Source organism: Allobosea sp., from assembly GCF_030694325.1.
Lineage (GTDB): Bacteria > Pseudomonadota > Alphaproteobacteria > Rhizobiales > Beijerinckiaceae > Allobosea.
This window is the reverse complement of the sequence record NZ_JAUXYO010000249.1, coordinates 1-2,935: the sequence shown is the minus strand read 5'-3', so window position 1 is coordinate 2,935 and position 2,935 is coordinate 1. Positions and strand designations below refer to the sequence as shown.

2 protein-coding genes are annotated in these 2,935 nt (G+C 67.4%); one reads left to right on the top strand and one right to left on the bottom strand.

Features of this window, described 5'->3' with window-relative positions; genetic code table 11:
* Positions 1–37 precede the first annotated feature (37 nt).
* On the bottom strand, positions 38–1,318 hold the full coding sequence (locus Q8M82_RS16385) for a phospholipase D-like domain-containing protein (RefSeq protein WP_305692393.1): 1,281 nt from the start codon (positions 1,316–1,318) through the stop codon (positions 38–40).
* 222 nt (positions 1,319–1,540) lie between these two features.
* Between Q8M82_RS16385 and Q8M82_RS16380 the strand changes: the two genes are divergently transcribed.
* Positions 1,541–2,791, top strand: a complete 1,251-nt coding sequence (locus Q8M82_RS16380) for a Zn-dependent hydrolase (RefSeq protein ID WP_305692392.1) — start codon at positions 1,541–1,543, stop codon at positions 2,789–2,791.
* Positions 2,792–2,935: the final 144 nt, after the last annotated feature.

Sequence of the window (2,935 nt, the reverse complement as noted above, 5' to 3'; positions counted from 1 at the left end):
GACCAGTTGAACGCGCGCCGCCGCCCAACGGACTGAATCAGATCTGCGAACGGAACAGGCTGGCGAACCAGTCGGTGAGTTTCTGCGCCATCGAGCGGCCCTGCCATTGCTCGAGCGTATAGCGCCGGGCGCGCTGCAGATCGGCGTTGAAGATCGCGATCTGGTCGCGCGCGAAGCCTTCGCTGTAGACGTTGAGGTTGACCTCGTCGTTCAGCCGCAGCGCCCGATCGTCGATATTGGTCGAGCCGACGCTAGCCCAGGCCTCGTCCACGACGACGAGCTTGCAGTGATACATCGTCGGCTCGAATTCGTGGATGCGGATGCCGGCTGCGAGCAGCTCGCCCCAGAAATGCCGGGAGGCCTTCCGGACGATGCGGGCATCGGTGCGCTCTCCCGGCACCAGGATGTCGATTTCGACGCCGCGCCCGCGCGCCTCGAGCAGTTGCCGCCGTGTCGTCTCGTCGGGCACGAAATAGGGCGTGCCGATGCGGATGTGCCGCTCGGCAGAGGCCAGCGCCGTCATCAGCATCAGATGCATGACGCTGCGCTGCCCGGTCGAGCTCGCCACCACCTGCGCCTCCTGGTCGCCGGCGGGTTCGAGGGCCGGGAAGAAGCGGTCCCCCATCACGAGTTCGCCCGTCGCCTCGAGCCAGTGCTCGGCGAACGCCGCCTGCAGTTCGGCCACGACCGGGCCTTCGATCCGGTAATGGGTGTCGCGCCATTCCGCGGCCGTGCGCGCGTCCCCATTCCACTCGTCGCCGATGCCGACGCCGCCCGTGAAGCCGACCCGCCCATCGACCACCAGGATCTTGCGATGGGTCCGGTTGTTGACCTTGTCGACCGTGCTCCATGTGACCGGGCGGAACCGCACCACGCTCACGCCCGCCTCCTGCATCCGCTCGACGAGTTGCTCATCCATCGGGATGCTGCCGACCCAGTCGAGCAGGACCTTGACGCTCACCCCCTCGCGCGCCTTCTGCGACAAGACGTCGGCGAACTGCTCGGCGATGTCGCCGCGCCAGTAGATATAGGTTTCGAAGGTGATGCTGGTCGTCGCCGAGCGCAGCGCCCGCAGCATCGCGGGGAAGATCGCATTGCCGTTGTTCAGCGTCTCGGCCCGGCTTCCCGGAAGCAGGTTCGAGCCGAACAGCGCGGCCATCGACAGCTTGAACTGCGGATCGGACGCCGCGAGATGGTGCGGCAGCGGCTCGTGCAGGTCCTTGCGTTCGGGAATCAGATTGGCGGCGATCAGCCAGCACAGGATCCCGGCGATCGCCGACACGATCGCAATGAACAGCCGATTCCTGAAGAACGTCATGATGGCCCCCGCCAGCCCCTTGCGTTCCAAACACCGGTCGCGACGCCACGGTTCCCGCTGGCCTCGTCCGGCCGGATGCGCAAGGCCAGCACGTTATTTGCTTCGTCGATGGTGGGCGCGGATCGAGCACATCCCCGACCGCAGCCCATTGCCCCGGGGCTGGCGCGCGCCGATAATCGACCAGGCGCGTGTCCCGAACCTCAAGCCAACGAAGACGACACCATGGACATGACAGCCCCCGCCCGCATCGACATGGACCGCTTCTGGGCGACGATCGAGCGCTCCGCGCAGATCGGGCCGGGCCGGCCCGGTGGCCTCTCGCGTCTCGCCGCGTCCGATTCGGACAAGGAGGTGCGCGACCAGTTCGTCGCCTGGTGCCGCGAGGCCGGGCTTTCCGTGCGCGTCGACGGCATCGGCAACATCTTCGCGCGCCGCGCCGGTACCGATGACAGCCTGCCGCCCGTGGTGATGGGCAGCCATCTCGACACACAGTTCAATGGCGGCCGCTTCGACGGCATCCTCGGCGTTCTCGGAGGGCTCGAGGTCTGCCGCGCGCTCGACACGATCGGCCATCGCACGCGCCGCCCGATCGAACTGGTCAACTGGACCAATGAGGAAGGCGCGCGCTTCTCCCCGCCCATGGTGGGTTCCGGCACCTTCACCGGCGCCTACACGCTCGACTGGGCCCATGGACGCGTCGACGAGGAGGGCCGCCGGCTCGGCGACGAACTCGCCCGCATCGGCTATCGCGGCGAGATGGAGGACAAGCCTCACGCCTTCGACGCCTATTACGAGCTCCACATCGAGCAGGGCCCGATCCTCGACCGCGAGGGCATGCAGGTCGGGGTGGTCACCGGCGGCTTTCCCTCGACCGGCATGCTGATCGAGTTCAGGGGCGAGACCGCCCACACCGGCCCCTGGCCGATGGAGCGGCGCAAGAACGCGCTCATCGCCGGGGCGCGCTTCCTCGTCGCGGTCGACGATCTCGGCTGGGTCCATGCCGGCACGGGCGGCAAGGCGACCGCCGCCCGCCTCGTCGCCTGGCCCAACAAGCCGGGCATCCTTTCCGACTGGGCCCAGGCCGTCGGCGATGTGCGCCATCCCGACCCGACGACCTCGGCCGTCATGGCCGAGGCGATGCGCCGCGCCGCCTTCGAATCGGCCGCGAAGGCCGACTGCAGCGTCGAGATCCTCGATGTCTGGCGCTGGGGCGGGAACATCTTCGCGGCCGAACTCGTCGAGCAGGTTCGCAGCATTGCCACCGCGCAGGGCTACCGCCACCGCGACATCCTGAGCCAGGCCGGGCACGATGCCTATTTTGTCGCCCGCCACGCCCCGACGACGATGATCTTCACGCCCTGCCAGGGTGGCATCACCCACAACAACGGTGAGCTTTGCACCCGCGAGGACCTCGAGCCGGGCCTGGATGTGCTGCTGCGGGCCGTGCTCGCAAGGGCGGATCGGGACGGTTGAAGGCTAGGTCACATACCCGTAAACGGGATTCCCTGCGGCGTGGTGTTCTGATTCATTGATCTCAACCTTGGAGGTTGAGATGGCTCGCTTTGATCTGACGGATTTCGAGTGGTCGGTGATCGAGCCGCTTCTTCCGACAAAGGT

Bases quoted from the DNA above. Each gene is read 5' to 3' on its own strand.
- Q8M82_RS16380 (WP_305692392.1), top strand. From the start codon at position 1,541: ATGGACATGACAGCCCCCGCCCGCATCGACATGGACCGCTTCTGGGCG.
- Q8M82_RS16385 (WP_305692393.1), bottom strand. From the start codon at position 1,318: ATGACGTTCTTCAGGAATCGGCTGTTCATTGCGATCGTGTCGGCGATC.